The organism is Candidatus Thiosymbion oneisti (assembly GCF_004359955.1).
Taxonomy (GTDB): domain Bacteria; phylum Pseudomonadota; class Gammaproteobacteria; order Chromatiales; family Chromatiaceae; genus Thiosymbion; species Thiosymbion oneisti.
Genome location: NZ_SMSC01000019.1, coordinates 1 through 25,731 on the forward strand (window position 1 = coordinate 1; position 25,731 = coordinate 25,731).

Here is a 25,731-nt window from a genome sequence, read left to right on the forward strand (position 1 = left end):
CGTCGCGCAACTGGCCGGATGAGACCTAAGTCTCACTTTTTATTGGCTATTTCCGTTCATGGCAAGCGCAAGCGCGGGTTCCGGCAGTCAGTGGCCAGACGCCGCCGATCGAGCGCCTGGACACGATTTCTGCGCTTCTCCGATGCGCAGAAACCCAGGGCGCAGATGTGCAGGCGAATTCTTTCACAGTCTCTGGAGCCTGGGAACGAGTGCGGCAACTGTCCCCTGTCCCTTACCAATCGATGCGGTTCGCGCCGGTCGCTCCGCTCCCGGCGCTCACCACATCCTACGTCCATCTTACAGGCTTTGCCCAACCGGCATCACTTAAGCATTAACCGATAGCCCGCCGGGGTCTGACCTGTCCGCGGCAGGCAGGGAATGCTATTCCTCCGCCGTGGCGAGATCGACTGCGGATTGCGGGCGAGACGCCCATGCCCCTCGCGGGCAACGCTATGGCCTCATCGAAGCGACCCGCTCGTTTTTCCCATACTCAATCCGACCTGGGCTGTCCGGCGGCCAGAAGACGCAGTCTCATTGATGCCGGGTGGATCGTCGGTGGGCACAGCCCACCCTACCGGAAGCATGGGAACTGGTGGAATTCCTCAAGTTGTTCTTGGGGTAGTGGTAAATTTTTAAGTGGTAGCCTAGAGGAGGTTCACCAGCCACTCTCCATTTCTTGTTTGATCACCTCTCCCCGGCCCTCTCCCGGTGGGAGAGGGGCGGAGCTCGTAGGTTGGGCAAAACCGCCAGGGACGGTGGCGTGCCCAACAAATCATTTAAATATTAACCACTACCACTTTGGGAAGATTAATACGTCCTTGTGATTCAAATCACTCCGCTCCGCGCCATCCATCGGACGACCAGCCCCTCATCTCATGAGCCCGTAGGGCGGGAGAAGCCAGGGACGGCGCATCCCGCCGATGATTCCGGCTACGGGCTTTGGGGCTGATTTTCCACCCTGACGTGAATGTCTCCCGCGCAGGACATTGACGCTTTTGCGGACGTTCTTCATTCTTCGCCCTATGACAACTGTAACTTTCGATACGCACAAATTCATCCGCAGGCTGGAGGCGGCCGGATTCGAGTCGCGGCAGGCCGAAGCGGTGGTCGGTGCCTTTTCGGAAGCTCAGCAAGAAGCGGAAGTAGCCACAAGACTCGATATCGAGCGGTTGGAAGCCAAGCTAGATGCAGGTTTCGAGCGTGTGGACGGTGAGCTCCGTCTCAATCGCTGGATGATCGGAGTGCTGCTGGCCGGTGTTGCCTCGCTCGTCCTAAAGGCCTATTTTTAGTCCACACTCGGCCAACCGCCGTAAAGATTTCAGGTAGTGGTTGAATTTTGAGTCGTGAAGTCTGCCTGATCCTTTTCATCTCAACCGGACCTGTCATCCCGAGCCTAGCGAGGGATCTTCAAAACCAACCCATACGCAAGTCTTTCCATTGAGGATTCATCCTAATGGGATTGTTTAGGCATAAGATCCCTCCTCCGTCGAGACAAGGATTTCTCGCTGCGCTCGAAATGACAAATTGAAACCAGCCGTCGCCCAACTGAACCACCTAAAATTTGACGACTACCAGATTTCACAGGGCGGAGGCGTCAATTTCCCCTCGGCGCATCGCTGGGTGTCATCTCCCCGACATAGACCTTGCCCATCATTTCCCTGACCCGTGCCAGCCTATCCGTGGGCGCCAGACTGCCGCTATCGATGGCCGATTGTATCTGGTGCAGGACCCAGCGGAGCTTGGTAGTCGCCGCCGCGTTGGTCATGTCGCCGCTAGGGATGGCGCCGGCCTCCAGGGCCTCCCGGCCGGGTGCATAGGGGGAAGCGAGGGTGGAGGTAGCAGGGAGCTGGCTGGTGATGACCACTGGCTTGTCGAGACTGACGGCCTCTCGAATGAATCCCCTGAAGGAGTAGCTCCCCGCGTTGGGCACATTGCCGGCGCCGAAGGATTGGAGGATGACCCCCTTGCAGCGATCGCTGTGGAGGACCGGGCGCAGGGCCTCGGGTTCCAGGCCGGGGATCAATGAGAACTGGACCACGCCGTCCGCGAACCCGGGGTGAAATTCCAGTGGCCCCGATCGGCTGCGGCGCATCCGCACCCGTCCGGTCGCCAACAGGATCTCCTCGGTGATCGAGCCGATCGGGGATTCCGCCGGGGACTCGAAGGCATCAAAGCGCCGCGCGTCCTTCTTTTGCACCCGGCAGCCGCGAAAGACGGATTCACCGAAGGCCACCACCACCTCCGCCAGATCCTCACAGGCGACCTTGACCGCCCGCAGCAGATTGACCCGGGCGTCCCCGTGGACGACCGCGGGGATGGTCTGGGCGCCGGTGAAGACAATGGGCAGATTCAGCCGGTCTCCGAAGGCAAAGGCCAGAGCGGACGCGGAAAAGTGCATGGTGTCCGTGCCGTGGGTAATCACAAAGCCCTGGTAGCCCCGGTCCAGACGCTGGTAGATGGCCTGGGCCATTCTTGTCCAGTCCGCGGGCACCATGTTGGTGCTGTCCTTGTTCAACAGCGCCACGCAATCCAGCTCGGCGAGCTCCCGGATCTCCTCCTCCGTCTTGAGATAACGCAGAAACTCGCTCGGATCTTCCGGGGGACGCAGGATATATCCCTCGCCCTTGGGCTCCCGGATCATGCCGATGGTACCGCCGGTGTAGATGAGACAGATCTTAGGACGTGTTGACATATTAGGTCCTGTTGACATTTTTTAGCCGCAAATAAACGCAAATGGACGCAAATTGAATTGATTCCGAATTTGCGTTTTTGCACCACAGAGATACAGAGAACACAGAGAAAACACGGAGAAAATTCTCTGTTTTCTCCGTGTCCTCTGTGGTTTAAAAATTTCACGGATTGGCAGTTGGCGCCACCCTTTTTGCGACACCCCCCTGATGAGGGTGTCGTAAAAGGTGAGGCCCGACGCGGTCTTTCTCGTTCCCACGCGCTGCGTGGGAAGCTGGTTGCTCCGCGCCGCGGAGAGCATCAGGCCGGTGTCCAGCATTCGTATACACGGGAATCAAACCTGCCGGCTGTCCAGCGTTATCCGGTGCGGCCCGGAAGGCGTCTGCTCTGAGCGTTGCCGCCAGCTGGTGATGGGGTCCGTAAGCCGTCTGAAAGACGGCGGTCCCAGCCGGCCCTGGGACCGCCGACATCCTGTCGGCTCCCGGGACTACCGATATTTCGTTGGCCCTTCTGGCTATCGGGTAAAACCTGAATACCGAGTTGCCGCTCCAAATGGTCATCAGTCAGGCTTAGTTTTCTCGTTCCCAGGCGCTGCGTGGGAACCAGAGACCGGGAGCGGGGCTTTTGCGACACCCTCCTGATGAGGGTGTCGCAAGAATCATGATCGAACCACAGAGGACACAGAGAACGCAGAGAATTGGCCGATTCTTTTCTCTGCGTTCGCTGTGTCCTCTGTGGTTTAAAATTTCACGGATTGGCGGTTGACGCCACCCTTTTTGCGACACCTTCCCGACGCGAGAGGAACCGACCATGGCACATGGGGCTGCTTACCGCAATGCGGAACGCAAGATCGAAGCGGCACTCCGCACCTGGGCGACCAGACTCGATCTGAGCCTTGACCACGGTGCCGAGGACTCGCTGTGGCTTACCGAACTACCGGAGTCACTGAGCCGGCTCACCTGATTAGAGTCGCTGGACCTCTCCTGGAACCAACTGACGGCACTGCCGGAATGGCTAGGCCAGCTCACCCAGTTACGAGCGCTGTTCCTCTCCGGGAACCGACTGACGACACTGCCGGAATCCCTGAGCCGGTTCACCCAGTTACGGCGGCTGGACCTCTCCGGGAACCGACTGACGGCACTGCCGGAATCCCTGGGCCAGCTCACGCAGTTACAGGGGCTGGGCCTCTCCAGGAACCAACTGACAACGCTGCCGGAGTCGCTGATCTGGCTCACCCAGTTATGGCGGCTGGACCTCTCCAGGAACCGACTGACAGCACTGCCGGCGTCACTGGGCCAGCTCACCCAGTTACAGATACTGAGCCTTTCCGGGAACCAGCTGACAGCGCTACCGGAGTCGCTGGGCCGGCTCATGCAGTTACAGTGGTTGGATCTCTCCGGGAACCAACTGACAACACTGCCGGAAGCTCTGGGCCAGCTCACCCAGTTACGGCAGCTGTACCTCTCCGGAAACCGACTGACGACACTGCCGGCGTCACTGATCCGGTTGGATAGGCTCGAAAGATTGAGGGTCGGATCCAATCGGTTCCATCCCGAGCTGGCGGCGGCCGTCGATGAGGGACTGGATGCCGTCAAGCAGTATCTGCGGGCGCAGGCCGCGGCGCAGGTGGTGCTGAACGAGGCCAAGCTGATCCTGATCGGCGAGGGCGAGGTGGGGAAGAGCTGCCTGCTCAGTGCCTTGCGCGGCGATCCCTGGGAAGAGGGCCGTCCTACGACCCACGGGATCGAGATCAAGCCGGTGCAAGTGACCGATCCCGAGACCGGCACCCAGATCCGGCTCAACGGCTGGGATTTCGGCGGGCAGCGGGTCTATCGGCCCACGCATCAGTTGTTTTTCAGCGATCCGGCCCTCTATCTGGTGGTGTGGAAGCCCCGGGAAGGCCCCCAACAGGGATTCGTGGAGGAGTGGATCGAGCTGATACGACGCCGGGCACCGGAGGCCAGGATCCTGGTGGTCGCCACCCACGGCGGCCCCAAGGAGCGGCAGCCGGATATCGACCGCCAGGCGTTCTGGGACCGGTTCGGCAAGGAAATGGTGATCGAGTTCTTCCACATAGACAGCAGGCCCGACCCCGGGACCCAGGCGTGTCGGGGGATTGCGGAGCTGAAGCAGGCCATCGCGCGGGTCGCCGCCGGTCTGCCGGAGATGGGCCGCACCTTCCCCAAGCACTGGCAGGCGGTGCGCGAGCAATTGCGCACGAGCGAGGAGGCCTATCTGCCCCTGGAGCGGGTGTTCGAGCTCTGCCGGGAACAGGGAATCGGGCGGGAAGACGCCCGGCTCTTGCTACGCATCTGCCACCGGCTGGGGGATCTGATCCACTATGAGCACGACCCGATCTTGCGGGATCTGGTGATACTCAAGCCGGACTGGCTGGCGACGGCGATCAGCTTTGTGTTGGACGACGAGCAGACCCGTAAGCAGACCTATGGCCTGGTGAGTTTCGCCCGGCTGGGCCAATTATGGAAGGACCCGGACCGGCCACCAGAGGACCGCTACCCGGAGCGACTGCATCGGATCTTCCTGCGTTTGATGGAGCGCTTCGATCTGTCCTATCGGGTCGCTGATGAAACGGAGGATACCAGCCTGATTGGGCAACTGGTGCCGGACGTGCGCCCCGAGCTGGGTCCCCACTGGCCCCAGAATCCGGCCGCCGGGGACCAACAGCAGCTACAGATCTGCCGGATTCTGGATACGGCCAAGGGCCAGTCGGCCACGGCCGAGGGGCTCTTTTACCAATTGATCGTGCGCCTGCACAAATACTCCCTGGGCCGTACCGACCATAAGGCCAGCGTCCATTGGCAGCGCGGCCTGGTCCTGGAGGACGATACCGGGGCACGGGCCTTCCTGGAGCACATGGGCGACGACGTGCGGATCAGGGTGCGGTCGCCCTACCCGGAACGCTTCCTGGCGGCGCTGACCTATGAGGTGAAGTGGCTGGTAGAGAGCTTCTGGAAGGGCCTGCGGTGCGAGGTGACCGTGCCCTGCCTGACGATCCGCGAAGACGGCCAGCCCTGCAAGGGTCTATTCGAGGTCGGTCAGCTGATCGAGAACAAGGGGCGCAACCGACCCGAGCAGCCGTGCATCGTCTGCAACGAATGGCAGAATATCGAACAACTGCTGCGCAACGCCCCCGCCGCCCGTCCGAATCCGCTCGATGAACTGCTCACCAATTCCGGGGAGATAATGCGGAGGTTACAGGCCATATATCGGCAACAAGGCACGCAATAGGCCCAAATCATCGGGCGTTTCGACCGCCTGGACGCGACCAATCGGGAGCTGCTGAGCAAGGTGGAGGCCGCCTACGCTGGCCTGATGCGGACACTGGTGGATGAGGCGAAGGAGGGTCCGCGGCTGTTCAGCCTGGAGCCGGTGGAGCCCGGCTTCTGGGACAGACCCAGGTGGGTCAGTGCCAAGTTCCGGGTGACCCTATGGTGCGAACATTCCCGACTGCCGCTGCCGGCGCTGAATGGCGCGGACAGCAAGCAGGGCGTATACGACCTGGACCTGCCGCGCCAGTGGCTCGTGAAATCGGCGCCCTTCCTGAAACTATTGACGGGCACTCTGGGCCTGGTGGTCCCCGTGGCCGCGTCGGCCACCAAACTGGTCCTGGACGAGGCGGCTTACAAGGCAATCGAAGGGCAGTTGGATCTGGGCCAAAAGACCTTCGAGGCGGTACTCAAGATCGGGGAACGGATAGCCGATTGGCCGGGGTATGGTGATGCGCCGGATCCGGAGCAGGGCGAGGCGATCGCGGCCCGCGGCGCGGTGTTGCGGCAGCTCCAGACGTGGCTGAAGGCGCAGGACCCCGGCTTTGGCGGTCTGGTGCGGGTACAGAACAAGCGGCAGGAGTTCCTGTGGGTACATCCGCGGTTCGAAATCGAATATTGATCCCCCGTAGGGCGGGATAGGCCAGGAATGGCCGCATCCCGCCGGGATGCCTTAGAGGCTGCCTAAAAACTAACCTATTGATTTTCTACTGGCATTGATTTTCGGCTGGCTCCCCAGGCTCCGGAGACTGTGAAAGTATTCGCACGCGGAGCCACGGTGTGCACGCCTCGGCCTCAGCAGCGCGAAAAACCAGGCCAAGGCGCTTGATCGGCCGCGTCTGGCCGCTGAACGTCAGCCAACGCGCGACCGGTTGGAAGAATAGAAAGAGACAATAAAAACAGATCCGCCAGATACCATTTTGCTTGTGGGCGCTGCCGCGTGGCCGCAGAATCTCGCCAGTGGGGCCGGTGTAGCCATCAAGGGTACGGTGGTAATGAAAGTGCTCGCCACGGAGGCGTTCTTGGGCATTGACGGCCTTGTGCTTGTCCGGGATCGGGACGTAGACAGTCGCGTTGGCGGCTTGGCAGGCAGCAAGTTGTGTCTCGCTGTAGTAACCGCTGTCGGCCACAACGGTCAGTTTATTGACCGATAGGGCGGCCATGGCACCCAGCCATTGACCGCTCAACTGGTTTTGATCATTCCCGGCGTTGGTCACTTCGTGTTGGTGTTTGCTATCAACGCGGTTTTGTACGTTGTCGCCGGTGACGTGCTGGTTGCCTTTGCTCAAGGCCCGCGCATCGGGATCGGTGCGCGACAGTTGGGTTTCACTACGGTCCGCCAGCTGTTTAAGTTGTGCCTGCTGGCGCGCTTGGCGTTCCTTGAGGGCGGCCAGCTTGTCGGCAAGCGCGGGGGCTTCACCCAACCGGTCACCGGCCGGGTTTTCCGGCGCGTCGTTGGCATCAAGGCACGGGGTGTCGGCTTCCAGATCACGTTCAATCTGCTTCAGCTGGCTTTCCAACTGTTTCTTGTGGCGGCAGGAGGGCGGCCTGGCTACGGGCTTGGCCTTGTTTGTAACGTCTTGCCGTGAAGGTTGGCCCCTCGCAACTGACTCGACCGCCAGCTTACGCTCGCGACGACCAGCAACGAATACTTTCACAATCTCTCCAGTGTGGGAACGCAAGTGTGGCCGCTCCAGCGGCCAAGGTTTCGACGCTGGAGCGTCTGGACTTGCTCCCACGCTGGAACGTGGGAGCCAGAGAGGAGCTTGTCCCGAACGGAGCGAGGGATCTTTAGGCGCTTCCCTGCGCGTCAGTGCACGTCCAGTGGTCCTTCACTGGGGGTTAAATCGAGCGGGGGGAAGTCGAACAGGGTCTTGATCGTGGGTCTCCACACCGGCGGCGGCTCGGCGGCCTCTGGCTCCTCCGGTGGAGCGGGGGTCGCCGGTTCGGGCGGTACCGGCCTGTGACGCAGGATGCGTGGTTGACTGCGCCTATCCAGGGCCTTGAGCATGGCGGGGTCCCAGGTGTAGATATCTTTCCAAAATAGGACCTTGTCGTCCGCATCCCCTTCCACCGTCCAATAGGCCAGGACGATCGCCAGGGGCTCCTTGAGATGTACCAGACGGGTCTGCTTCGAGGCAACGATCTTCTTGAACCGGGTCCGGTTCCAGCGTTTGGGATCATCCAGAAGCAGCTCCGCGAGCTTCCAAGGATGCTCGACGCGCACACAACCAGAGCTATACAGGCGTCTGGCCCTCTTGAAGAGGCTACGGCTGGGGGTATCGTGCAGGTAAACGGAATGCTGGTTAGGAAACATAAATTTGACCTGGCCCAGGGCATTCCGGGTGCCGGGCGGCTGCCGAATCAGATAGGGAAAGCTCGCGGGGGACACCTTCCAGTTGACGGACCTGGGCGAGACGGGCTTGCCGCTGCGGGTGACCACTTGCAGACCTCTTCGTTTCAGGTACCCCGGATTCCTGCGCACGACGGGCAGGATATCCTTCTTCAGGATGGTGGGGGGGATGGTCCAGCTGGGGTTGATCTCGAGGTACTCCATCTGATCCCGGAACGCCGGGGTGGGCCGGTCGCGGCGCCCGACGATAACCCGTGAGCTCCAGACCGGCCGCCCATCACGGAAGAGCTTGACGCGCTGTTCCGGGATGTTCACCAGCAAGAAGTCGTCGGGAAGCCCGTCGGAGATCCATCGCATACGCTCCAGGTTGATGCGGATCTGGTTCACCCGCTTTGTAACGGAGACGTTCATAGCCGCTCGGGTCGTCGGACCCACGGTGGCGTCGGCCCCGAGCCGGTGGCGTCTCTGGAACGCAAGCACCGCGGTCTTGAGGGCCTGATCGTAGAGCGGGCTATTGGAGGCGGCACCGGTGAAGTCGCCCGTCGCCCGCAGGCGCTCGCGAATGATGGGCACGCGGGAGTCACGCATGAAGGGCCTGAGCGAGCGACCCGCCGGGATCTGCGGCCAGCCGCCGGCGGCGGCGATCCGGCGATAGCGTACCAGCCCCTGCTGCAGCCGCTTATAAAAGCGTGGCCGGGAGGCCAGGCCCTCGACTGCGACCTGCAGATCCTCCGCGCGGATCACCCGCTCCAGGTCGTCTATCAGGTCATGCGCGGAGGCTCCCTGCCCGTGATTCCGATGCTTACCCAAACGGCGCGGGTCGATCTTACCGTGACGGTAGTGATGGATCAGACGCAGCAGGCTGTCGCTTAGGAGGATCTCTAGGTCCGCACGTGTGGCGGCGGATAGATCCGAGGGGGCCCGACCTCGCGCGGTGGCGACGATCTCTCCGGCATGAAAATCGCTCGGTTGGAAGCCCTCATCGATGCTGTGTTCCACCAAGCGCAACAGGTCATCGACCTGTCGGCTGCTGTGCCACACGGAGCGATCGTTGCGCCGGCGGTAAAAGTCGTCGAGAAGCCCCACGGATACGAGGGGTGCTCCCGCAACGGTCGGTTTGCCGTCGTCCCGCAGCTGCTCCAAACGCGCCCGCACACTGTCGCCGGTGCCGGCGATACCAGCGAGTGGCAGGAGGAGCAACCAGGATAGAAAGATCACCCCGAGGGGGCGTTTCGGCGGCATATCCATATCCTCACGTGCGTTATAATTTTGTCCCATCCATGCTGGAGCATAAATGGCCCGTTTCGATTGCTAATCTTGGTATGACTCAAAAAGGATAGCAAATTCTAGCCCCAGGTCCACGCGGTATCACCTCAATATCAGGGCAAACACGTATGGATTTCTCGGTGGGTAGAGCCCATCCTAGGGTTCCGGTTTTGCTCGCTCTATCCGCAGATTAGGCAGATTTTCACTGGTCGAAAACGAAACTCTGTGAAAATCTGCATAGTCTGTGGATTGAAAGAATGTTGGGCTTTCTCCATCACCCCAACTAGACTGCTGGCGACTGGAATCTGGAAGCGCCACATGGGATACAAAACCCCGCTGTTTGACGAGCATAGGGCCCTAGGCGCCCGCATCGTGCCCTTCGGGGGTTGGGACATGCCCTTGCACTACGGCTCCCAAGTCCGGGAACACCACCAGGTGCGCCTGGATGCCGGCATGTTCGATGTCTCGCACATGCGAATCATCGACCTCGAGGGGAGCGGGGCGTCGGCCTTTCTGGGTCGCTTGATCGCCAACGACCCGGCGCGGCTCCGGGTTCCCGGACAGGCCCTCTACAGCTGTATGCTCAACCGGCAGGGCGGCGTCATCGACGACCTGATCCTCTATTTCCGCGCCCCCAGCCGTTACCGCCTGGTGGTCAATGCTGCTACCGCCGAGAAGGACCTGGCCTGGATTCGGGACCAGGCAGTGGGTATGGCTATCGCTATTCGGCCGCGGCGAGATCTGGCCATGATCGCGGTCCAGGGACCGAACGCCCGGGCCAAGGCGGTCGCCCTGATCCCCGCGGCGTTGCGCGAACGGTCGCTGGCGCTGAAACCCTTCGTCGCCGCCGAGCAAGGCGACTGGTTCATCAGCCGCACGGGCTACACGGGAGAAGATGGCCTCGAACTCATCTGTCCTGCCGACGAGGTCCCCGCCCTGTGGCGGGGTCTGAAGGGTGCCGAGGTCGCGCCCTGTGGCCTCGGTGCTCGAGATACCTTGCGCCTGGAGGCAGGCCTGAACCTCTCCGGTCAAGACATGGACGAAGCCGTAAGTCCCCTCGAGAGCGGACTTGCCTGGACCGTCGCCTGGGAGCCTGCCGAGCGGGATTTCATCGGCCGCAGTGCCCTCGAGGTCCAGCGTGAGCGCGGCGGACTGCGGCGCTGCGTAGGCCTGCTGCTGACCGGTCGCGGTGTGCTGCGCCGGCAGCAGGCGGTGCTCAGGGATGGTAAGCCGGTGGGAGAGGTCACCTCCGGCGGATTTGCGCCCACCTTGCAGCGGTCCATCGCCTTCGCCCGGATTGCGCCGGGCAGCGGCGAGGAATGCCGGGTGCTGATCCACGACAAAGCCGTGCCGGCACGGGTGGTGAAGCCGCCGTTCGTGCGCAACGGAAAACCGCGCATCGACCTGTGATGGGGTAAGATCGGGCACTCGACCACCAAGATAGGGAACGGAGCATGACGACCAATACACCTGATGACCTCAAATACACCAAAGAACACGAGTGGGTACGGGACAAGGGTGACGGCACCGTGACGGTCGGCATTACGGACCATGCCCAGGACGAGTTGGGCGACCTGGTGTTCGTCGAGCTGCCGGAAGTGGGACGCCGGGTCACCGCCGGGGAGGCCTGCGCCCTTGTCGAGTCGGTCAAGGCGGCCTCCGATATCTACAGCCCGCTCGACGGCGAGGTGACGGAAGTCAATACGGTCCTGGGCGATGCTCCGGAGACCATCAACGACGACCCCTACGGTGCGGGTTGGCTATTCAAGCTGCGGCTATCCGATACTTCACAATTAGATGGCCTGCTGGACGCGACCGAGTACCGGAGCCTGGTGGAGGAGGAAGGCTAGTACGAATGCTCTCAATCACCGATAACATTGAGCGAACGGAATCTTCACAGAAGCGTTAGCCGCAAATTAACGCAAATGGACGCAAATAAATGCAACCGGGTCAAGGACTGTCGATGATGGTGAGCCGATTGCGACCGATTTGCGTTGATTCGCGTTCATTTGCGGCAAAAAGGAATTCCCAATGTAAGAGTCGAACCGAGGTTATCGGTACTTCGGCACTGTTGCACTGGCGCTAAGGGACCGAGGATTCCATGCCCTTCATCCCCCACACCCAAGAAGAGGTGGCCGCCATGCTGGCGGTCATCGGCGTCGAGCGGATCGACGACCTGTTCGACGAGATTCCCCCGGACCTCATGGCAACCGGTCTTCCCGACCTCCCCCCGGCCCTTTCGGAGCTGGAGATCGGCCGCCTGATGCAGCAGCGCAGCCGAGAGGACGGCCAGCCCCTGTGCTTTATCGGTGCCGGTGCCTACGAGCACCACATCCCGGCGGCGGTGTGGCAGATTGCCACCCGCGGCGAGTTCTACAGTGCCTACACCCCCTATCAGGCGGAGGCGAGCCAGGGGACTTTGCAGGTACTCTATGAGTTTCAGTCCATGATGACCGCCCTGACCGGTCTGGACGTCTCCAACGCCTCCCTCTACGATGGTGCCTCGGCCTTGGCGGAAGCGGTGCTCATGGCGGTGCGCTGCAATCGCAATCGCAAACCGCACCGGGTGCTGGTTCCCGAGGCGCTGCACCCCGCCTACCGCCGTACCCTGCGCACCATCGTCGGCCAACAGGACATCGAGCTGATAGAGGTCCCCTTCGACCGCACCGGCGGACACACGACCCTAGAGCAGCTCGAAGCCTTCGCAAGCCCGGAGTGCACGGCGCTGGTGATCAACCAGCCCAACTGCTTCGGGGTCCTGGAAGAGGTCGACACCCTCACCGACTGGGCCCACCGGCGCAATAGCCTAGCGATAGGCGTGGTCAACCCCGTGGCCCTGGCCCTGTTGTCACCGCCGGGGGAGTGGGGCGAGCAGGGTGCGGATATCGCCTGCGGCGAGGCCCAGCCCTTGGGGATGCCGCTGGCCTCCGGCGGTCCCTATGCCGGTTTTCTCTGCTGCCGACAGGCCCTGGTGCGACAGCTCCCCGGACGCATCGCCGGGCGCACCCTGGACCAGGAAGGCAAACCCGGCTTTACCCTGACCCTGCAGGCCCGCGAGCAACACATCCGCCGCTCCAAAGCGACCTCGAACATCTGCACCAACCAGGGGCTGCTGGTAACCGCCGCCACCATCCACATGGCCCTGTTGGGTGCCGAGGGGTTGGAGCGGGTAGCAAGCGCATGCCATGCCAACACCGCAAGGCTCAGTGACCTGCTGTGCGAGATACCTGGTGTCGAGCCCTTGTTCGATCGACCCGTCTTCCATGAAAAGGCCCTGCGGCTTCCCGCTCCTACGGCGGATCTGTTGCGCGCTCTGGCCGCGCACAATATCCTCGGCGGATTCGATCTAGGGCCACACTATCCCGAGCTCGATCCCGCGCTGCTCGTGTGTGCTACCGAGATGCGCAGCGAGGAAGAGATGACGGCATACGCCGGGAAGCTCGCACGTATCATTGCCACCCGTAATCAGACCCCTTGTCCGATTGCGCCAAGGCTGTGAATGGCTAGTAGTTGGGCGTATCCGTTAGGTGTCTCATCGTGATATGGCGATGAAATACATGTATTGCCAAGCCGAAATGTGGCGTTATGTGACAAGGCAGAGAGGTGGAAAATATGTTAAACATTAGAGCGCTGCATCCAAAATATATCACGGACGAAAAAGGCGAAAAAAAGTCCGTCATTCTTCCTAATCTCCGATTTTGAGGAATTGCTTTACGACATAGAAGATCTGGTAGCTATTGCTGAAAGACGGGATGAGCCTACGATTTCTCATGATGAGCTGATAAAAGAGCTAAGTGAAGAGGCGATCATATAGCAAAGCACCTTAAGGGGACCTTGAAAAATCCCATACTCAATGCTTTTCATGACGACGACCGCAAAGTGCGATTTTTGAACGCCTTGAATATCATATTGAAGATTATCCAGAAGATGTAAGAGGCCATAGCTGTCTTATAGGTGGGTATGGTGAGAACAACCGGGCGTTACACATAGTCTGCTCTCCAAAAGACGAATATCTGGCAATCATCACTGCTTACATTCCCAGGTCGGATCAATGGATTAATGATTTCAAGTCTCGGAGAAGAAAATGAAATGTATGTACTGCCACGCTGAAATGAAACAAAGTACGGTGCCGTTCCACATTGACAGGAAAGGAATTCATGTCAGCCTGGATGAGGTTCCGGCATGGTTATGCTCCCAATGTGGTGAATCCTATTTCGAAGCAACAGAAGTCGATTCCATGCAAGCCCTTGTCAAGGTCGTAGAGGAACAAACACTCAAGCTCGCAAGAGTGACATAGAAAAGGTTCGGAGTTCTCAAATGCTTTATAAAATCCCCTTGGTTTTAGATCCGCAGTCGGAAGGTGGATTTACCGTTACTTCACCGATATTACCGGAATTAGTCACGGAAGGAGATACCGTTGAGGAAGTTTTAGCTAACGTTCAAGATGCCCTTCTGGCAGTGATTGAAGCCTATCGGGATTTGGGGCGTTCTTTACCTGCCAGCTTACAGCTTCCTGACACAAGTGGTTCTGTTTGGCTTGAAACGCTGGTGGCAACTGCGAGTTTTTGCAAGATGCCCTATACGCGCTTACCGAAAACTGGTTGCTTTGAGTGTTATGAGTTACCGCGCAAGGGCGGTGGTTCTCATCGTAATGGTTCAATCCGGATAACACAGCGGGTTTACGTCGTTACCGGATTGGCAGTCGCGATCTCAAGCTGGAACAATACGGACAGCAACGACAACTTGGAATCGATTGGAAGATGTTCGAGAACAAGTAAGAAGAGGCATCCTGAGCCCGCCTTCGGGCTAATCTTTGAGTTTTGCAAGAAGCCCATACGCTTACCCTAGAGGCTACTATGGAACTGACTGCGGTCCTCACCCCTGCTGAAGAGGGTGGCTACGTCGCCTTGAACCCGGAAACAGGTACGACCACCCAAGGCGAAACAGTCGAAGAGGCTATCGCGAACTTGCAAGAGGCCACAGCGCTTTATCTGTCGGAGTTTCCTCTTCCCTCTTCGAGGCATCCGTTGGTTACCATGTTCAGTGTTCCGGTACATGCCTAAGAAGTTGTCTAGAAACTAAGTACACTGATTTTATTTTTTGCCGCAAATGAACGCAAATAGACGCAAATTTAAGCAGTGATTTCATTTGCGTTCATTCGCGTTCATTTGCGGCTGAATTCTTCAGAAGGCAGTTAAGACCAAAGCACCTTATTCCTGAAGAATCAATAAACCACAACCATCCGACAAGCCAAATAGGAGCATCCCCATGGCTAAAACCGCCCTCAAAGGAACCCCCGTCAAGCTCGCCGGCGACTTGCCCGCTGTCGGCTCGACCGCCCCGGATTTCAAGCTGGTCGCCGGTGATCTGAGCGACAAGACCCTGTCCGACTATACCGGCAAGAAGAAGTTGCTCAACATCGTACCCAGCCTGGACACCGAAGTGTGTGCTACCTCTACTAAGAAATTCAATGAGACTATGGCCGGCAAGCGCGATGCCGTCGCCCTGGTCATCTCGGCCGATCTGCCCTTCGCCTCCGACCGCTTCTGCAAGGCCGAGGGCATCGACAACGTGGTTAATCTGTCCATCATGCGCTCGCGTAAGTTCGGCAAGGATTATGGCGTGCTGATGGATGACGGCCCCCTGGCGGGCATCACCGCCCGTGCCGTGGTGGTCCTGGATAAGGACAACAAGGTCCTCTATACCCAGCTGGTCCCCGAGATCACCCAAGAGCCGGATTACGACGCCGCCCTGGCTGCTCTGGGCTGATTTTCCTCGAACCGCGAACGGCACGAAAGGACACGAACCTTCATGTTTGTCCTTGCGTGACTTTCGTGGTCGATATGATGCGGTTCGCCGCCGTCCCTGGCGGCTTACCGCATCCTACCTCCCTCAATCGGTGCGTTAGAGGTTCAAAAGGTTCATAGATGACGGAATGTATTATTTGTAGAGAGGAAAAGACCTCTTTTTCGGATGAGTCTATGCCGTTCGACCGACCCTTGGATAGAACCTATCTGGATATTGACGACAAAAGGCGAGCCAATCTCCTTACTTGGCGCGGGCAATTTTCGCCCCAATTCGCCCACGCTATCCTTGCAAGCTACGCCCATAAGGATGATGTGGTTCTAGACCCATTTGTCGGTAGCGGAACAGTGCTGGTAGAGTCTGCTCATTTAGGTCACGAAGCATTTGGGTACGAAGTAAATCCTGCCGCAGAATTATTGGCTAAAGTTTACACGTTCACTGTTTACAACAGAAGGGAACGCCTTTCCTTGATTTCCAGCACAGACAGTTACTTATCAACATATATTCCTTTGGGGCTTCCTCTATTTGAACCAATAGGTGCGGATTCTAACGATGACGTATCTATCACGCCACTTATTTCTAGTTTAACTAAACTGGATAATCGGGACGTCAGAACCTTGATTGAAGCCTTGATCGTAAAACTAGATTTAAGAGACAAAAGCATTTCGGCAGAATTCTTTTGGTCAAAATGGAATGAGCTGCGTTCCCTTGTCGAATCCTTGCCACAATCCGGAAAAACTGTTTCTGTAACACTAGGAGACGCAAGATATTTACCACTGGACGATAGTGTTATCGATTTCGTTCTTACTTCTCCGCCTTATATTAACGTGTTCAATTACCATCACAATTACCGTTCTTCAGTCGAAATGCTGGGTTGGAAGCCGCTCGTATCAGCAAAGTCAGAAATTGGCGCAAACCGAAAGTTCCGGCAGAACCGGTTTTTAACGGTTGTTCAATATTGCATCGACATGAGCCAATCCCTTTCCGAGTTGGTAAGAGTTTGTCGTGATAGTGGAAGAATTATTTTTGTTGTAGGCCGAGAATCGAATGTTCATAAAACCGCCTTTTTCAATGGCGCTATTTTACGCCGACTTGCTGAAGAAGTTATTGGTATGCGAACGGCTCTACGGCAAGAACGACAGTTCCAGAACAAATTTGGTAACATTATCAAAGAAGATATACTGCACTTCATTCCGAAGGGCGTAATTCAGCCTGAGTCTTCTCTTGTCATTAGTCATGCCCGAAGAATTGGGGAAGAGGTGCTCTCGGATGCGCGGAAGACCGTGCCGGAAGATAAGCACGAATCTCTCGAAGATGCAATCTCACGTGTCCAGGATATAAAGCCTTCTCCGCAATTTGTACCGTCACAGGCAAAAGAATAATGGCATTACCGACTCCGCACCTGGATAAGCTTAATGCGCTGCTTGACAACGACAAGCTCCCTGTCGATGACAAGGAGAGGATAGACTACGCGATAGAAAAATATCACGAATGGATACGGGAAATGACTGACGCCGAAGGAGAGCAGTTGGTTATGATTGATCATTTAGTTTCCTTACTCTCTGGATACAAGCGGTTTATCGACCTCGATACCATATTCGATAGTGAGAGTGATTTTCTGTATCGGCAAAAGGGTCAGTTAAAACTTGATAATACAGTAATCGAAGAATTTCTACCTCACCTGATCGCTAAATCTCTGCCGAATCTTGGCGAAGAAATGCATTTAGGCCCTCAATCTTGTTTTTCTTCCGCATATTTTACGTCCACCCTAACGCGGCGTGAAAGTGGAGGTGGGCTCCATATACAAACAAAGGATCAGGACTTCACTATTGCACGAAAGCTCTTTATACAAACATCATATGATCCGGGATTTAATGAGCATGTCTTAGGCAGAGAAACATATCTTGGCTATATATGCGCAGAATGCAAAACGAATCTTGATAAAACAATGTTTCAGGAGGCATCAGCGACTGCACATGATGTAAAGACGGCAGTACCAGGAGCGAAATATTATCTTCTTTGCGAATGGCTCGATATGACTCCAATCAGCACTGCACCAACCGATATTGATGAAGTATTGCTTCTTCGAAAAGCAAAAAGAGTTGGTTCTCAGGTAAGGCGCCACTACGCAACATACGAAAGCCGGCAACAAGTTCGTGAGGAATATGCTGGATACCTCATCGAGAATCCATTCTCTACGTACGTGTTCGCACGCCTTGTGTCTCATATAGAGGGTGTTCTGAACGACCAAGATCCGGAAGAAGGAAACGTGCTGAACGAAGGCTATTTCTAACACGTGAATTTCCGCGGCCATCCATCCATGCTCATCCACGACCAATCACGCCCCGGACGCCGTGCCGGCGCTCAGGCACCGCTCGCGCCGGCCCTGGTGCCGGACGACCTACCGGAACGTCTGCGCCGCAAGCGGCGGCCCGATCTGCCGGAGGTCTCCGAGCTTCAGGTCGTGCGTCACTACACCCGGCTGTCGCAGCGGAACTTCTCCATCGATACCCACTTCTATCCCCTGGGCTCCTGCACCATGAAGTACAACCCCAGGGCCTGCAACAGCCTGGCCTCGCTGCCGGGTTTTCTGGGGCGTCACCCGCTGGCCCCCACCAGTCACGGCCAGGGCGTCATGGCCTGTCTGTACGAGCTGCAGGAGATCCTCAAGGAGGTCTCCGGCATGCATGCGGTCTCCCTGGCACCGGCCGCCGGCGCCCAGGGTGAATTCGCCGGCGTGGCTATGATCCGCGCCTATCATCGGGCCAGAGGGGACGCTGCACGCCGCGAGATTCTAATTCCCGATGCGGCCCACGGGACCAACCCGGCTTCGGCGGTCATGTGCGGCTACCAGGTCAAGGAGATCCCCACCGGGAACGACGGTGACCTGGATATCGCCGCTTTGCGTAATGCCGTCGGTCCCCGCACCGCCGGCATCATGCTCACCAATCCCAGCACCCTGGGCCTGTTCGATCGCAACATCCGGGAGATCGCCGCTAGAGTGCATGCCGTTGGTGGCCTGCTCTATTACGACGGGGCCAATCTCAACGCCATCCTGGGCAAGGTACGCCCCGGCGACATGGGCTTCGACGTGATCCACATCAACCTCCACAAGACCTTTTCTACCCCTCACGGCGGCGGCGGTCCGGGCGCCGGTCCGGTCGGGGTGTCGGAACGCCTGGAGCCCTATCTGCCGGTGCCCCTGGTGGCCCGTGACGGTACCGATTATGCCTGGCTCGACGAGACGGCGCGCCCGGACAGCATCGGTCGCCTCACGGCCTTCGGCGGCAATATGGGCATCTTGCTGCGGGCCTTTATTTACGCCCGTATGCTCGGTGCCCAGGGGATGCAACGGGTGGCCGAAATTGCCACCCTCAACGCTAACTATCTCTTCAAGCGCCTGACCGAGGCCGGCTTCGAGCCCGCTTACGGGAGGCGTCGTGCCGGCCACGAGCTGATCATCACCCTGCAGCGGGAGGCTAAAGAGCTGGGGATCGGTGCCATGGACTTTGCCAAGCGCCTGCTGGACTATGGATTCCATGCCCCGACCACCTATTTCCCGCTGTTGGTTCCCGAGTGCCTGCTGATCGAGCCCACGGAGAGCGAGACCTGGGAGGAGCTGGACGGTTTCGTGGCGGCCCTGGTAAAGATCCGAACGGAGGCGCGGGAGCAACCGGACCTGGTCAAGGGAGCACCCCACCGGATGCCGGTCCGCCGCCTGGACGAAGTAGGTGCCGCCCGGCACTTGGATCTGGCGTGGACACCCGGCGCAATTGGGTGCAATTCTAGTACGTAGTTTCGCTCGATATTGCTAGTCCCCGTACTGGAGCGTGTGAGCCAGCAGGTACTATGAACTTGCAACATCGGTCGAAACTAGGTACTAGTTAGGGGCCTTGAAAAATTGCTTCCCCGGCAATTTCTAAGACGCGAAGTAAAAACGCAGTTTCCGCCTCGCTCCATTTGTCAAAGCAGTTGTGTGCTTGAAGATGGGAGGATCTTTATCCTTAAGCGTCTTTTCCGCGTCTTTTCCGTTTCGGCCCTCGCAAAGATTAGGCTATACTATAATTGAGGATGGTATCGGATTCAGCGGACATTCAGGAAGAAGGGTGCCCTGACTGCGGAGTGTTGGGTTGATCAAGGCTCCACATGGATTTCGGACTGCTCACAATCATGGAAGACACCCGACCTTGGTCGGCGAAGCTCCCTAGAGAGGGGATTTAGATACGTGGCTTTTAGCTGCGCTAGATCAATTTCCCTGACTGGCGGGCGGAGGGGGAAGGCATTCAGGGTAGGTTTTCTCGAAAACCTTGTGAAATCTTGTGGATCCGTTAGGTTGGGGGCAGTGCCTAATGTGTAGTGATGAGCGTGCTACTGAGCCTTTTCCCTCTTCGATGGGAAGACTACACGATCACTACATACATAAGCACTACCCTTGGTTAAACCCTAAGTTGGTAACCACACCTTAACCAATAATGTAGTAAAGTTGACTAACCGGCTTGTCAGGAGCTAAGGCAATGCTTATGTTCAAACGAATTTTCACATCCCACCTTCTCGTCGGCATGGGCCTAACCCTGGTGTTAGGGGTTGGAAGTGCTGCCGAAGGTCCGGGGGCTGAGCCTGTCGCCGAGAAGGCGGTAGCTGAGGGGGTTGGAAGTGCTGCCGAAAATCCGGGGGCTGAACCTGTCACCGAGGATGCGGCAGCTGAGCTGGTGCGGGTCGAGGGGAAGGTGCAGGTCGATGGGCAGGTGCAGTCTGTCCGCGCAGCGCTGAAAGAGGGTGATCGGGTGAGTGTTGCCGAAGGCGGAACCGCCGTCATAGAGTATCGTGAGGGTTGCCGCTACACGGTGGAAGGGGGCGCAGACTATTCTGTGAACAAGGAGCAGTGCGATTGTTACGCACGCCTCGATGCGAGTAAGCACTCGCGGCATGACGCGATTGCTGTGTTCGGGCGCCTCGATGGCCAGGTGACGGTGGACAAGGGAGGACCCCAGTATATCGACGGCGTAGTGGGTATGGAGCTCAAGGGGGGGGATCGTGTGATGGCCTCGGAAGACTCGAGCGCCATGGTCGAGTATTATTTCGGTTGTGACTACGAGGTAACGGAGGAGGTATCGCCCTATACCGTTAACGCCGAAGAATGTTGTGCGGCCCTCGCGTTGCTGCCCGAACCCGCACTCGCTGCGCCTAGCGCAGCGCCTGCTCCTGCTATAGCTGCGGCACCTATAGTAGCGGGCATTGTCGGTGCCGGTGCCGTTGGTGCCGCCGCACTTGACACTGGGAGCAGTGGGAGTGCGATCAGCCCGCCGCAACCGATCAGCCCTTAGCTCCTGTTTTCTTACGTCCTCTGCCTTCGCACCCAGGTGCCGGAGTAGCGCTTGTCGGAGGGGCCGCCGAAGATGCGTACGGGGGTTCCGATTGCCGTGTGTTGATACAGAATAGGGGCGAGCTTAGGGGGTAGACGGATGCAGCCGTGAGAGGCTGGTCGGCCCGCCCGGGGGATTGGCCCCCCATGTAGACCGACGCCGCCGTTGGTCAACCGCATGAAAAAGGGCATGGGCGTACCCTCGAAACGTCCCCCGCTCGGAATGGTGTCAATATTGGTTGCGGCATTCCGAATGACCAGATTACCCTTGCTGTCATAGATTTTCCCATAGCGATTCGAACGCTTCTTCGCGACCTTCTCGGTGATCTTGAATTTTCCCACCGGCGTCGGAGTCGAGCGCACACCGGCCGCTACCCTCGCCCAGCCGATCTCATTAGGTCCGGCGTAGAAAAAGGCCTTTTGCTTGTCGAGGTCGACCTCGATGCGGGAGACTTTGCGTCCATTCCCTTGCCACTGATAGAGTGTTACCGGCTTCGGCTTTGGCTTCGGTGGTGGTGTGGATACAACCTTCGGAGGCCGAGATAGCTGAAGTTGAGCGCAGGATGCCAGGAGGGACAGGGAAGATGCGGTCAGAAGGGCGTATATTGCCGAATGGAGCAACGAGCGGCGGCGGAATGGATCCCGTTCGAAGGGTTTGGTTTGTTTGGTGAACGGACCCCTCGCATCTTGCGATGCATGGCAACGAACCAAAACCGCCTGTGTGGCGTGGCGGTGGCCCGGAGCAATCTTGGTTGTCCGCGAGTGCTTAGCCTTGTCTTTCATGCGCCCTACCTAACCCCTTTTCTTGTCGCACCTATGTGTATGTCCAGGATATCGCGTTGTAACGAGGGGGCCACTTCGAGTCTTACCGTCAGGCTCGATGGGTTATTTAGATTCGAAGTCTGGCACCATTCGCCACACCTATCCGTTGCGACCCGGTAGGTTTTCATTCATAGTATACCTGTCACGCATGGATTTTTCGCCGCGCTGCACGTCTCCGGTATCGAGAGTGGCGTCGCGTTAACCCATGTGCGACCGGTAATTTCGTTGTTCATCAATACAAAGGGGCATACATCGTGGAAGGATTGACCGGATTGATTATCCAGCTTGTCAGCGGAGCGGTCGGTGGTAACATCGCTGGAGGGCTGTTTAAGAACCTTTCGCTGGGGACACTCGGTAACTCGATCGCCGGCATCATCGGTGGTGGGCTCGGTGGCCAGCTACTGGGTATGTTGGGCGTAGGAGGTGCCGAGGCCGCCGGAGGCCTAGACCTCGCCGGAATCCTCACCAGTGTCGCCGGAGGCGGTGTGGGCGGCGGCGTGCTGTTAGCCGTCGTTGGCCTGGTCAAGAAGCTCATCAAATAATTCTTTCGAGGGTAGCTTGAGAAATTTCTAAGGTACCCGTGTGGGAGCAGGGATGCCTCCCCCCTATCAACCCGCTATCAATCGGAAAACCGATCGAACTCCGTGTCTCCCACTACCGGCATTTCAGGATGTGGGGTAGGAGTCGACCCGTGCTGGCGGTTGCCTATGTTGCAAAGAAGGCATCAGACCTCCAGCTGTAGTCGTAGCGTCTTCATGGCGGTTTTCTCTATTTGCCGGATGCGCTCGGCGGAAACGCCGAACTGCTGTGCAAGCTCATGCAGGGTCTGCTTCTTCTCGGTCAGCCAGCGCGCCTCCAGGATCGTTTTGCTCCTGTTATCTAGGCCATTGAGCGCACTCAAGAGACGGCGGCGGCGATCCGTCATGGTGTCTTCGCGCTCGATGGTGCTTGCCGGCTCCATCCGCATATCCGGCAAATAGGCTGCTGGTGCCGACGGACCTTCATCGTCGTCACTATCGTCGCCGTCGAAGGCGAGGTCCTGATTGGCCAGTCGCGATTCCATTTCCAACACCGTCTCCGGTTTGACGCCCAGATCCTCGGCGACCCCCTCGACCTCCTCTCGGGAGAACCATCCCAGACGCTTCTTGGCACTGCGCAGATTAAAGAACAGCTTGCGCTGGGCCTTGGTGGTGGCCACCTTAACGATCCGCCAATTGCGCAGGATGTACTCGTGAATCTCGGCCCGGATCCAGTGGACGGCAAAGGACACCAAGCGTACGCCCATGTCCGGCTCGAAGCGCCTGACCGCTTTCATGAGACCCACCGTGCCCTCTTGAATGAGATCCGGCAGCGGCAGGCCATAACCGAGGTAGCCGCGGGCGATTCGAATCACGAAGCGTAGATGGGACAATACCAACCGCCGTGCTGCCTCCATGTCGCCATAGTCACGTAGCTGCTCGGCGAGCCTGCGTTCCTCGTTTGCCGTGAGGATGGGTATCTGATAGGCGCCACCGATATAGGCGTCGATGTTGCCTGTCGGCAGGGTTGCAATATCTGTAGTCATCTTGGCTTATACCTGAGTATTTCGATAAGAAATATACTAGCACCGGCAAAGGTGCGCAGGCAATATCGAATTGGCGTTCAGGATGGGGCTTATGTAGGGGTAGTGGTTAAGGTCTAAATGGAAACATCGCCACTAGCAGGGGGTTGGGCACGCCACAAGCTGCACCCCCTCTCCCCCAGGAGAGAGCCTGCGCCGAGCGCAGCGAGGGGCCGGGGAGAGGGGATCAAATGAAGCAATGGGGCATAATGAACTGCTCTATGCTAACCATTTAAAAATTTACCACTACCTACGTGGGGATTCAGTGCGGTTGCGCTGCGCTGAGGTGACGCCCGACGGAGACCCAACTCCCGAGCAGACCGAGACCCAGACTACCGCCGAGTATCGTCAGCGAAGCGGTCGCCTCCAGGCCAGCAAGCGGGAACTGGGTATGATAGAGCGCGGCGAGACGGGAAACCGGACCCTGGATAAGGGCCAGCGCCAAGGTTACCAGCAACCAGGCGCCGATCCCGCCGAACAACCCGTACCAGCCGCCGGTGTAAAGGAAGGGGCGACGAATGAACGCCGGTGTGGCCCCCACCAATTCCATGATTTCGATCTCGTTGCGGCGGTTCTCGATCTCCAGGCGGATCGTGTTACCGACCACCAGCAGGACGGCTAGGGCCAGTGCACCGCCGAGCAGCACGACCCCGCGCTGCGTCACGTTCAGGATGGCCTGAAAGCGACGTACCCAGCGGGTGTCGAGACGCGCAAAATCGGCCTGGGGCAGCGCTTCGACTTCCTTGGCCAGGCGTTCCAGGGCCTCGGGTATCCGGACCTCCGGCGTCGGTTGCAGCGCAAGTACCACTGGTAACGGATTTTCTTCGAGTTGGGTGACTGCCTCGCTGAAGCCGTCGTAACCGCCGAGCTCCGACAGCGCCTGATCTGGACTGATGAGGGTGACTTGGTCCAGATTGCGGTGCGCCCTCAGCTCCACCGCCAATGCCCGTGCCTGCTCAATATCCGTATCCGGGGTCAGGAACAGGGAGATGGCAGTGGTTTGGCCCCAGGACTCGCTCAGCAGGTTCAGGTTCCGGGTGAGTGCGTACAGGCTCGCGGGCAAGGCGATGGCGATGGCGATTACGGCAACCGTCATGCCTGTCGCCCACGGGTTGTGCAACAGGCGCCCGAGGCTGCCCAATGCCACCTGGAGGTGGTAGCTCAACCAGGTGGCCGGAAGGTGAAACGGGTGGACGCGAACGCGTCTGTGGACGGAGCGGCGATGTGCGCGCATGAGGTTACCGGGTGCCCGTGTCCCCCACCAACGAACCGTTGGTCAGCGTCAAGGTCCGGTAGGGCAGGCTCGCGATCAATGCCAGATCATGACTGGCGATGAGGAGGGTGATGCCGACCCGATGGAGGCGCTCGAACAACCCCATGATCTCGCGCGAGAGCTCCGGGTCCAGGTTGCCCGTCGGCTCGTCGGCCAGGATCAGGGGCGGGCGGGCGACAACTGCCCGGGCAATGCCGACCCGTTGCTGCTCGCCGCCGGACAGCGTGACCGGAAAGGTCCGCTCCTTGCCCAGCAGACCTACCTGGTCGAGGGCGGCACGTACCCGGCGGCGGATCTCCTTGTGCCGGTAACCGGCCGCAACCAGGGGCAGGGCCACATTGTCGAATACCGTGCGATCCGCGAGCAGGCGGTGGTCCTGAAAGATCATCCCGACCTCGCGGCGATGCAGGGGGATCTTGCGTGTGGGCAGGTGTCTCAGGTTGCGTCCGTTGACCATGACCTGGCCCCGGGTCGGGCGTTCGATCAAACCGATCAATCGCAACAGGGTGCTCTTGCCCGCACCCGAGTGGCCGGTGAGAAACGCCATTTCGCCGGCTTTGAGCTCGAAGCTCAGGTCGCTGAGGGCATTCCCGTGCTGCGGATAGCGTTTCGTGACGTGTTCGAAGCGGATCACCTGATTGACTTCGATTGCGGCTAACCGTTCAGCCCCCCTCACGAGAAGAAGCTACCCTTTGCTGCAAGCCAGAGAGATGTTACGCCTGCTCGCCGGAGAGAGCGTTGAGGAGCGCGCGAAGGGAGCCGCGGGGCAGGTGGGCAGGGTTTGACCCGGCCCGCCCATCACCCCAAATCCTGAGTATACCGATTACGCACCATGAACATCCAACTGTACAAAGAGATGTCCTTCCCCGACGGTAAGCGGGTCGATGTCCGCATCCGCGACTTCGAGATCGCCACGGATCAGCCCGTACCGGACTGACATGGGTTCTGAAAGGGGCCTTGAAAAATGGTAGGACGTTCTTGATTTTACATGAATGCCTTGAATTTTCCAAGGTGCCCTGAAAAAGACCTAGGCTCTTTATGGATTCCGGACTGCTTTGGAGTGCGCCGGCAAAGCGGTGCGGTCGCATCGAACCTCAGCCACGGGGGATACCAGCGGCGTTGGCCGGGAATCCGGGCACTTAGGTTCCACCCGCGCCGCGGCGACGGCGCTTTCCCCTGGCCGCAACACCTTTGCTGGGAACGGATACATCGCCAAATCCAAAGCGGCGGCAGGATCGTGCCACTTGGCCGACCCCCCGCTTATGCCTGGCGCTG

24 protein-coding genes are annotated in these 25,731 nt (G+C 58.7%); 17 read left to right on the top strand and 7 right to left on the bottom strand.

All coding sequences use genetic code 11. The annotated features are described in order from the left end of the window. The first annotated feature begins 1,022 nt into the window (after positions 1-1,022). Positions 1,023-1,289, top strand: a complete 267-nt coding sequence (locus E1958_RS12170) for a CCDC90 family protein (RefSeq protein WP_133512119.1) — start codon at positions 1,023-1,025, stop codon at positions 1,287-1,289. A gap of 305 nt (positions 1,290-1,594) precedes the next feature. Here E1958_RS12170 and E1958_RS12175 read toward each other — a convergent pair whose 3' ends face one another. Next, positions 1,595-2,692: an asparaginase gene (locus tag E1958_RS12175; RefSeq protein ID WP_165742378.1), complete on the bottom strand. Its 1,098-nt coding sequence runs from the start codon at positions 2,690-2,692 to the stop codon at positions 1,595-1,597. Between the two features lie 806 nt (positions 2,693-3,498). On the opposite strand from E1958_RS12175, the gene E1958_RS20900 reads away from it, so the two are divergent. Genes E1958_RS20900 through E1958_RS20910 form a run of 3 tightly spaced genes read left to right on the top strand, consistent with a single transcriptional unit; the run spans position 3,499 to position 6,597 of the window. Beyond that, positions 3,499-3,651 (top strand): hypothetical protein, encoded by a 153-nt coding sequence (locus E1958_RS20900; protein ID WP_207787964.1) that lies wholly within the window; start codon positions 3,499-3,501, stop codon positions 3,649-3,651. 9 nt (positions 3,652-3,660) lie between these two features. Then, complete coding sequence (locus E1958_RS20905; RefSeq protein WP_279381430.1) at positions 3,661-5,937, top strand: COR domain-containing protein; 2,277 nt, start codon at positions 3,661-3,663, stop codon at positions 5,935-5,937. A 60-nt stretch (positions 5,938-5,997) separates the two neighbouring features. Then, positions 5,998-6,597: a hypothetical protein gene (locus tag E1958_RS20910; RefSeq protein WP_207787962.1), complete on the top strand. Its 600-nt coding sequence runs from the start codon at positions 5,998-6,000 to the stop codon at positions 6,595-6,597. Positions 6,598-6,682: 85 nt separating this feature from the next. On the opposite strand, the gene E1958_RS12185 is transcribed toward E1958_RS20910, so the two are convergent. Together E1958_RS12185 and E1958_RS12190 are read right to left on the bottom strand one after the other, a co-directional pair. Next, a complete protein-coding gene (locus E1958_RS12185; protein WP_133512121.1) occupies positions 6,683-7,633 on the bottom strand; it encodes a hypothetical protein in 951 nt (316 codons plus the stop codon). A gap of 152 nt (positions 7,634-7,785) precedes the next feature. Further along, on the bottom strand, positions 7,786-9,570 hold the full coding sequence (locus E1958_RS12190) for a L,D-transpeptidase family protein (RefSeq protein WP_166664645.1): 1,785 nt from the start codon (positions 9,568-9,570) through the stop codon (positions 7,786-7,788). A 342-nt stretch (positions 9,571-9,912) separates the two neighbouring features. Here E1958_RS12190 and gcvT point away from each other — a divergent pair, with 342 nt between their 5' ends. The 12 genes from gcvT (at position 9,913) to E1958_RS12255 (ending at position 20,723) form a co-directional block, all read left to right on the top strand. Further along, positions 9,913-11,004, top strand: coding sequence for a glycine cleavage system aminomethyltransferase GcvT (gene gcvT, locus E1958_RS12195; protein WP_133512123.1), 1,092 nt, complete (start codon positions 9,913-9,915; stop codon positions 11,002-11,004). A gap of 44 nt (positions 11,005-11,048) precedes the next feature. Continuing rightward, complete coding sequence (gcvH, locus tag E1958_RS12200; protein WP_133512124.1) at positions 11,049-11,444, top strand: glycine cleavage system protein GcvH; 396 nt, start codon at positions 11,049-11,051, stop codon at positions 11,442-11,444. Between the two features lie 251 nt (positions 11,445-11,695). Continuing rightward, positions 11,696-13,093 (top strand): aminomethyl-transferring glycine dehydrogenase subunit GcvPA, encoded by a 1,398-nt coding sequence (gene gcvPA / locus E1958_RS12205; protein WP_133512125.1) that lies wholly within the window; start codon positions 11,696-11,698, stop codon positions 13,091-13,093. 409 nt (positions 13,094-13,502) lie between these two features. After that, on the top strand, positions 13,503-13,682 hold the full coding sequence (locus E1958_RS22025; RefSeq protein ID WP_369406462.1) for a DUF4258 domain-containing protein: 180 nt from the start codon (positions 13,503-13,505) through the stop codon (positions 13,680-13,682). 5 nt (positions 13,683-13,687) lie between these two features. Further along, a complete protein-coding gene (locus E1958_RS22030; RefSeq protein ID WP_424945082.1) occupies positions 13,688-13,891 on the top strand; it encodes a YgiT-type zinc finger protein in 204 nt (67 codons plus the stop codon). 20 nt (positions 13,892-13,911) lie between these two features. Next, positions 13,912-14,442: a type II toxin-antitoxin system HicB family antitoxin gene (locus E1958_RS20915; RefSeq protein WP_208108594.1), complete on the top strand. Its 531-nt coding sequence runs from the start codon at positions 13,912-13,914 to the stop codon at positions 14,440-14,442. An 8-nt stretch (positions 14,443-14,450) separates the two neighbouring features. Beyond that, a complete protein-coding gene (locus E1958_RS12230) occupies positions 14,451-14,657 on the top strand; it encodes a type II toxin-antitoxin system HicB family antitoxin (protein WP_133512127.1) in 207 nt (68 codons plus the stop codon). A 205-nt stretch (positions 14,658-14,862) separates the two neighbouring features. Next, on the top strand, positions 14,863-15,363 hold the full coding sequence (gene tpx, locus E1958_RS12235) for a thiol peroxidase (protein WP_133512128.1): 501 nt from the start codon (positions 14,863-14,865) through the stop codon (positions 15,361-15,363). Between the two features lie 212 nt (positions 15,364-15,575). After that, the gene (locus E1958_RS12240; RefSeq protein WP_208108595.1) at positions 15,576-16,781 is read left to right on the top strand and encodes a DNA methyltransferase; all 1,206 of its coding nucleotides are present in this window, start codon (positions 15,576-15,578) and stop codon (positions 16,779-16,781) included. Further along, positions 16,781-17,692 carry a Bpu10I family restriction endonuclease gene (locus E1958_RS12245; RefSeq protein WP_133512130.1) on the top strand — a complete coding sequence of 304 codons (912 nt, stop codon included), beginning with the start codon at positions 16,781-16,783 and terminating at the stop codon, positions 17,690-17,692. The genes E1958_RS12240 and E1958_RS12245 overlap by 1 nt, the downstream gene beginning before the upstream one ends. A 27-nt stretch (positions 17,693-17,719) precedes the next feature. Continuing rightward, entirely contained in the window at positions 17,720-19,195 is a 1,476-nt protein-coding gene (gcvPB, locus tag E1958_RS12250; protein WP_133512131.1) for an aminomethyl-transferring glycine dehydrogenase subunit GcvPB, read from the top strand. Positions 19,196-19,919: 724 nt separating this feature from the next. Continuing rightward, complete coding sequence (locus tag E1958_RS12255) at positions 19,920-20,723, top strand: hypothetical protein (RefSeq protein ID WP_133512132.1); 804 nt, start codon at positions 19,920-19,922, stop codon at positions 20,721-20,723. A gap of 11 nt (positions 20,724-20,734) precedes the next feature. Here E1958_RS12255 and E1958_RS12260 read toward each other — a convergent pair whose 3' ends face one another. Continuing rightward, positions 20,735-21,544 carry a L,D-transpeptidase gene (locus E1958_RS12260; protein ID WP_133512133.1) on the bottom strand — a complete coding sequence of 270 codons (810 nt, stop codon included), beginning with the start codon at positions 21,542-21,544 and terminating at the stop codon, positions 20,735-20,737. A gap of 311 nt (positions 21,545-21,855) precedes the next feature. On the opposite strand from E1958_RS12260, the gene E1958_RS12265 reads away from it, so the two are divergent. Beyond that, entirely contained in the window at positions 21,856-22,125 is a 270-nt protein-coding gene (locus tag E1958_RS12265; RefSeq protein ID WP_207787917.1) for a hypothetical protein, read from the top strand. Between the two features lie 182 nt (positions 22,126-22,307). Here E1958_RS12265 and rpoH read toward each other — a convergent pair whose 3' ends face one another. From rpoH to ftsE, 3 genes are all read right to left on the bottom strand, one after another. Further along, positions 22,308-23,147 carry an RNA polymerase sigma factor RpoH gene (gene rpoH / locus E1958_RS12270; protein ID WP_133512134.1) on the bottom strand — a complete coding sequence of 280 codons (840 nt, stop codon included), beginning with the start codon at positions 23,145-23,147 and terminating at the stop codon, positions 22,308-22,310. A 298-nt stretch (positions 23,148-23,445) separates the two neighbouring features. Beyond that, positions 23,446-24,348 carry a permease-like cell division protein FtsX gene (gene ftsX / locus E1958_RS12275; protein ID WP_243448520.1) on the bottom strand — a complete coding sequence of 301 codons (903 nt, stop codon included), beginning with the start codon at positions 24,346-24,348 and terminating at the stop codon, positions 23,446-23,448. A 73-nt stretch (positions 24,349-24,421) separates the two neighbouring features. Beyond that, the gene (gene ftsE / locus E1958_RS12280; RefSeq protein ID WP_089723740.1) at positions 24,422-25,090 is read right to left on the bottom strand and encodes a cell division ATP-binding protein FtsE; all 669 of its coding nucleotides are present in this window, start codon (positions 25,088-25,090) and stop codon (positions 24,422-24,424) included. Positions 25,091-25,731 lie beyond the last annotated feature (641 nt).